This is a genomic window from Lysobacter enzymogenes (assembly GCF_017168095.1).
Lineage (GTDB): Bacteria > Pseudomonadota > Gammaproteobacteria > Xanthomonadales > Xanthomonadaceae > Lysobacter > Lysobacter enzymogenes_D.
Map to the genome: position 1 here is coordinate 1 of NZ_LXSD01000112.1, position 5,218 is coordinate 5,218.

The 5,218-nt window shown below is 70.5% G+C and carries 4 protein-coding genes; all 4 read left to right on the forward strand.

The window, feature by feature from the left end; translation table 11 throughout:
• Nucleotides 1–111: 111 nt before the first annotated feature.
• Nucleotides 112–1,572 carry a UDP-N-acetylmuramoyl-L-alanyl-D-glutamate--2,6-diaminopimelate ligase gene (locus A7A76_RS03270; protein WP_206409854.1) on the forward strand — a complete coding sequence of 487 codons (1,461 nt, stop codon included), beginning with the start codon at nt 112–114 and terminating at the stop codon, nt 1,570–1,572.
• Nucleotides 1,569–2,954: a UDP-N-acetylmuramoyl-tripeptide--D-alanyl-D-alanine ligase gene (locus tag A7A76_RS03275; RefSeq protein ID WP_206409851.1), complete on the forward strand. Its 1,386-nt coding sequence runs from the start codon at nt 1,569–1,571 to the stop codon at nt 2,952–2,954. Before A7A76_RS03270 ends, A7A76_RS03275 begins: the two co-directional genes overlap by 4 nt.
• Nucleotides 2,944–4,029, forward strand: a complete 1,086-nt coding sequence (gene mraY / locus A7A76_RS03280) for a phospho-N-acetylmuramoyl-pentapeptide-transferase (RefSeq protein WP_206409852.1) — start codon at nt 2,944–2,946, stop codon at nt 4,027–4,029. Before A7A76_RS03275 ends, mraY begins: the two co-directional genes overlap by 11 nt.
• Nucleotides 4,029–5,218 (forward strand): putative lipid II flippase FtsW (gene ftsW / locus A7A76_RS03285; protein WP_206409853.1); only part of this gene is annotated, 1,190 nt, incomplete at its 3' end. The genes mraY and ftsW, both read left to right, overlap by 1 nt.

Genomic DNA, 5,218 nt, shown 5'->3' on the forward strand with positions numbered 1-5,218 from the left:
GGCCGCGCCCAAGCCCGCGGCGCGGCCTTCGAACGCAGCGCCCATCGCCGCCGGATCGCCGGCCGCGGTGGCGCAGGCCTCCGCCCACGGAGGCGCGCGATGAGCCGCTCGATGGCGCTGGCCGAGCTGTTGCCCGACGTCGCCGGTATCCCCGGCGATCTGCGCATCGGCGGCCTGGTGATGGACAGCCGCGCGGTGCGTCCGGGCGATGCCTTCGTCGCCATCGCCGGTTTCGGCGCGCACGGGCTCAAGTTCGTCGAGCAGGCGCGCGCGTCCGGCGCGGCCGCGATCCTGTTCGAGCCGCCGGCGCCGGACGACCTGCCGGCGCCGGCCGACGCCATCGCCGTGCCCGGGCTGCGTTCGCGCCTGGGCGAGATGGGCGATGCCTTCCACGGCCGCCCCAGCGCTTCGATGCGCGTGGTCGGGGTCACCGGCACCAACGGCAAGACTTCGACCGTGCAGTTGATCGCCCAGGCCTGGCATCTGCTCGGCGTGGCGTGCGGAACCATCGGCACGCTCGGCGCCGGCCTGTACGGCCAGGTGGTGCCGAACGGCTTCACCACGCCGCTGGTGCTGCCGCTGCACGAGCTGCTGGCCGGCATGCGCGACGCCGGCGCGGCCGCGGTGGCGATGGAAGTGTCCTCGCACGCGCTCGACCAGGGCCGCGTGGCCGGCGTGCATTTCGACGTCGGCGTGTTCACCAACCTCACCCGCGACCACCTCGACTACCACGGCGACATGGCCAGCTACGGCGCGGCCAAGGCGCGGCTGTTCGCGTGGCCGGGGCTGAAGGCGGCGGCGATCAATCTCGACGACGAGTTCGGCCGCGAACTGATCGCGCAACTGCCCAAGCGCGTGCGCGCCATCGGCCTGAGCTCGCGCGGACAGGCCGGCGCGAGCGTGCGCGCGGACAAGCTGAGCTTCGACAGCGCCGGCATCGGTTTCGACCTGGTCGTCGCCGGCAAGGCGCATCCGGTGGCCTCGCGCCTGCTCGGCCGCTTCAACGTCGACAATCTATTGGCGGTGGCCGGCGCGCTGTACGCGCTGGAGCAGGAACCGGCGATCATCGCGCGGATCCTGTCCCGGCTCGAACCCATCCACGGCCGCATGAACCGCCTCGGCGGCGACGGCCGCCTGCCGCTGGTGGTGATCGACTACGCCCACACGCCCGACGCGCTGGAACAGGCGCTGGCCTCGCTGCGCGCGCACGCGCAGGCGCGGCTGATCTGCGTGTTCGGCTGCGGCGGCGAGCGCGACCGCGGCAAGCGCCCGCAGATGGCGGCGATCGCCGAGCACGGCGCGGACCTGGCCATCGTCACCGACGACAACCCGCGCGGCGAAGACGGCGACGCCATCGTCGCCGACATCCTGCAAGGTTTCCGCGATCCGCAGCGCGCGGTGGTGCTGCGCGACCGTCGCGCCGCGATCGAACGCGCCGTCGCCGAAGCCGGCCCCGACGACATCGTGCTGGTGGCCGGCAAGGGCCACGAGCCTTATCAGGAAATCCACGGCGTGCGGCATCCCTTCGACGACACCCTGATCGCGCGCGCCGCGCTGGAGGCTCGCCCGTGAAGCGCCTGAGCCTGAGCGAGATCGCGCGCCTGACCGGCGGCCGCCTGCACGGCGCCGATGCCGAAGTGGACGCCGTGTGCACCGACACCCGCGCGCTGCCGGCGCACGGCGCGGCGCTGTTCGTCGCGCTCAAGGGCGAGCGCTTCGACGGCCACGACCACGTCGCCGCCCTGGCCCACACCGCGGTCGCCGCGGCGCTGGTGGCGCGCGAAATCGACGCGCCGATCGCCCAGGTGATCGTCGCCGACACCCAGCAGGCGCTGGCCGATCTGGCCGCCGGCGTGCAGGCGCAGCGCGCCGGCAACATCGTGGTGGCGATCACCGGCAGCAACGGCAAGACCAGCGTCAAGGCGCTGACCACGGCGATCCTGGAGCGCGCCGGCCACACCTACGCGACCCCGGGCAACCGCAACAACGAGATCGGCCTGCCGCTGGCGGTGCTGGACGCGCCGGAAGACGCGCGCTTCTCGATCTACGAGATGGGCGCGGGCAAGCCGGGCGACATCGCCTATCTGGTGCGCGTGGCCCGGCCGCAGGTGTCGCTGGTCAACAACATCGCCCCGGCGCACCTGGAGCGCATGGGCAGCCTGCTCGGCATCGCCGACACCAAGGCGGCGATCTACGACGCGCTGCCGCTCGATGGCGCCGCGGCGATCAACGCCGACGATGCGTTCGCGCCGTATTTCGAGCAGCGCGCCGCCGGCCGCCGTCTGATCCGCTTCGGCCTGGACGCCAGCGCCGAGGTGACGGCTTCGAACGTTCGCGTCGGACCTGAAGGTTCTACGTTCGCCCTCGTTACTCCGTTGGGACGAGTGGAGATCGCGCTGAAGATGGTTGGCCGCCACAACGTGCGCAACGCCCTGGCCGCCGCGTCGCTGGCGCTGGGCGCGGGCGTGTCGCTGCAGCACATCGCCGACGGCCTCAACGCCGCGCAGCCGGTCGACGGCCGCCTGATCACCCACCGCCTGGACAACGGCGCGGTGCTGATCGACGACAGCTACAACGCCAACCCCGGTTCGACCGGTGCGGCCATCGACACCCTGGCCGAGATGGGCGGCGAGAACTGGCTGGTGCTCGGCGCGATGCGCGAGATCGGCAACGAGGAAATCGCCATGCACGCCGAGATCGGCCGCCGCGCCAAGGCCGCCGGCCTGCGCCGGCTGTACGCGCTGGGCGAACTGCCGGCCGCGGCCGCGGCCGCGTTCGGCGACGGCGCGCGGGTGTTCGCCAGCCACGGCGAACTGGCCGCGGCGCTGAGCGCGGACCTCGCCGCCGGCGTGCGGGTGTTGGTGAAAGGTTCGCACAGCAGTGCGATGGACAAGATCGTGACGGCGTTGTTGTCGGCACACCGGCCGGGGGAGGGCACGACGCATGTTGCTTGAATTGACTCGTTGGCTTGAACAGCTGCAAAGCGTGTTCAATCTGTTCGGCTATCTGACCTTCCGCGGCATCCTCAGCGCGCTGACCGCGCTGGCGCTGTCGCTGTGGTGGGGCCCGGCGGTGATCCGCCGCCTCGGCCAGCTCAAGGGCGGCCAGCCGATCCGCAAGGACGGCCCGCAGTCGCACTTCTCCAAGGCCGGCACCCCGACCATGGGCGGCGCGCTGATCCTGTTCACGGTAATGGCCTCGGTGCTGCTGTGGGGCGACCTGCGCAACAAGTATGTGTGGATCGTCCTGCTGGTGATGCTGGCGTTCGGCGCGATCGGCTGGTACGACGACTGGATCAAGATCGTGCGCCGCGACCCCAACGGCCTGAAGTCGCGCTGGAAGTACCTGCTGCAGTCGATCTTCGGCCTCGCCGCCGGCCTGTACCTGTGGCTGTACGCCGACGTGCCGGCGGCGACGACCTTCTACGTGCCGCTGTTCAAGTCGGTGGCGTTGCCGCTGGCCGGGGTCAGCTTCGTCGCCTTGGCTTATTTGTGGATCGTCGGCTTCTCCAACGCGGTCAACCTCACCGACGGCCTGGACGGCCTGGCGATCATGCCTACCGTGCTGGTGGCCTGCGCGCTGGGCATCTTCGCCTACGCCTCGGGCCACGCCGAGTTTTCCAGGTACCTGCAGATCCCGGCGGTGCCGGGCGCCGGCGAGCTCATCATCATCTGCGCCGCCATCGCCGGCGCGGGGCTGGGCTTTCTGTGGTTCAACACCTACCCGGCGATGGTGTTCATGGGCGACATCGGCGCGCTGGCGCTCGGCGCGGTGCTCGGCACCATCGCCATCATCGTGCGCCAGGAACTGGTGCTGGTGATCATGGGCGGCATCTTCGTCATCGAAACGCTGTCGGTGATGATCCAGGTCGCCTCGTTCAAGCTCACCGGCAAGCGCGTGTTCCGCATGGCGCCGATCCATCACCACTTCGAACTCAAGGGCTGGCCCGAGCCGCGCGTGATCGTGCGCTTCTGGATCATCTCGGTGGTGCTGGTGCTGATCGGCCTGGCCACGCTCAAGGTCCGCTGATGGAAAACGCCGCCCGCCAAGCGACCCGCCTCGACGCCATCCACGGTCGTTACGACCCGTGGCTGCTCGCCGCGTCCGCGGCGCTGGCGTGCGTGGGCGTGATCATGGTCGGCTCGGCTTCGCTGGGCGTGGCCAACACCCACGCCGTGGACCCGTTCTACTTCCTGACCCGCCACCTGATGTTCCTGGCGATCGGCCTGGGCCTGGGCATCTGGCTGATGCGCACCGAGCTCAAGACCATCGAGCAGCACAACCAGTGGCTGCTGCTGGTGTGCGTGGTGCTGCTGGTGGCGGTGTTCGTGCCCGGGGTCAGCCGCCAGGTCAACGGCGCGCGGCGCTGGATCAACCTGGGCGTGATCGGCTTCCAGGCGGTGGAGGCGGTGAAGCTGCTCTACATCGTCTGGCTGGCCAGCTACCTCAAGCGTTTCAGCGAGGACATCTCGGCCACCTGGGGCGCGATGCTCAAGCCGATCGGCGTGGCCGTGGTGCTGGTCGGCCTGCTGCTGATGCAGCCGGACTTCGGCTCGTCCTCGCTGCTGCTGGCGATCACCGCCGGCATGCTGGTGCTGGGCGGGGTCAACATGCCGCGCATGTTCGGCCCGGTGCTGATCGGCCTGCCGGTGCTGGCGGTGATCGCGATCGCCGAGCCGTACCGCGTGATCCGCCTGACCTCGTTCATGAATCCGTGGAGCGATCCGTTCGGCACCGGCTACCAGCTGACCAATGCGCTGATGGCGGTCGGCCGCGGCGAGTGGACCGGCGTCGGCCTGGGCGCCTCGGTGCAGAAGCTGTCGTACCTGCCCGAAGCGCACACCGACTTCATCATGGCGGTGATCGCCGAGGAATTCGGCTTCGCCGGCGTCTGCGGCGTGGTCGGCCTGTACGCGCTGCTGTCCGGGCGCGCGCTGTGGATCGGGCTCAAGTGCGTGGAGATGCGCCGCCATTTCTCCGGCTATGTCGCCTTCGGCATCGCCTTGTGGATGAGCCTGCAGAGCTTCGTCTCCATCGGCGTGAACCTGGGCCTGCTGCCGACCAAGGGCCTGACCTTGCCGATGATTTCCTACGGCGGCTCCAGCGTGCTGATGAGCTGCGCCGCGCTCGGCGTGCTGCTGCGCGTGTCCTACGAGCTCGACCGCGCCCAGCGCCAGGTCGCGCGCCTGCGCGGCGAAGCGGCCGGCGGCGCGCCGGC